The organism is Streptococcus sp. 17.1, from assembly GCF_016648655.1.
In the GTDB taxonomy this organism is placed as follows: Bacteria; Bacillota; Bacilli; order Lactobacillales; family Streptococcaceae; genus Streptococcus; species Streptococcus salivarius_E.
Window position 1 is genome coordinate 1 of the sequence record NZ_JACLQM010000049.1, and the last position, 1,127, is coordinate 1,127.

The window sequence follows — 1,127 nt, forward strand, 5'->3', positions numbered from 1 at the left end:
ATTAAAGACCAAAATATCAAGATTTCACTTGTTTTTGAAACTGACACTCATATCGAGATTCAAGCAAAACTTGATTACCCTGCACCATCATGTCCTCACTGCCAAGGAAAGATGATCAATTATGACTTTCAAAAGCCTTCTAAAATTCCTCTTCTCGAACAAGCTGGAACGCCTACACTGCTACGTCTGAAGAAACGCCGTTTCCAGTGTAAAAGTTGTAAGAGAGTCACGGTAGCTAAGACATCTATCGTTGAGAAAAACTGCCAAATCTCAAATCTAGTCCGTCAAAAAGTTGCACAACTCCTAACTGAGAAGATGTCACTAACAGATATTGCCAGAAGACTTCGTGTGTCGACCTCTACCGTCTATCGTAAGCTTGATCAGTTTACTTTCAAGGAACATTTTGACAAACTCCCAAGGGTCATGTCCTGGGATGAATTTGGTTTCAAGAAAGGGGAATTGGCTTTTGTGGCTCAGAACTATGAGACAAACAAACTCATAACCATCCTTGATAATCGCTGCCAAACCTCTATACGAAACTACTTTTTGAAGTATCCATTAAAAGCTCGCCAAAAGGTGCAGTTTATCACGATGGATATGTCTGGAGCCTACATCCCACTAGCCCGCAGACTCTTTCCAAACGCAAAAATCGTTCTTGATCGTTTCCACATCATCCAGCACCTTAGTCGAGCCTTTTTAAAGACAAGAATTGCAATTATGAACCAATTCGATAAGAAGTCACTACCCTATCGAGCCTTGAAAAATCACTGGCGACTCTTCCAAAAGGACAGCTGTAAGTTATCTCTCAACTCTTTCTATTCAAAGACTTTCCGTCAAACTTTAGCACCACATGAAGTCGTTGCGAAGACACTAGACTTTTCAGAAGAGCTTACCGACTACTATACACTTTATCAGCTCTTGCTTTTTCAATTTCAGGAGAAGAGAGTAGATGAATTCTTTGGGCTGATAGAGGAAAATAGGAGCAAGATCAATCACTACTTTCAAACTGTCTTTAGGACTTTTCTTAGACATAAGCAATACATCCAAAACGCACTAGAAACAGACTATTCAAACGCAAAACTGGAAGCTACTAACAAGTTGATTAAAGACATCAAACGGTTGGGCTT

Annotated in this window: 1 protein-coding gene; it reads left to right on the forward strand. The window is 39.9% G+C overall.

Annotation, left to right across the window (positions count from 1 at the left end):
• Positions 1-1,127, forward strand: a 1,127-nt coding sequence (locus tag H7T99_RS10515; protein ID WP_201036001.1) for an ISL3 family transposase, incomplete at both ends; no start/stop codon positions are given.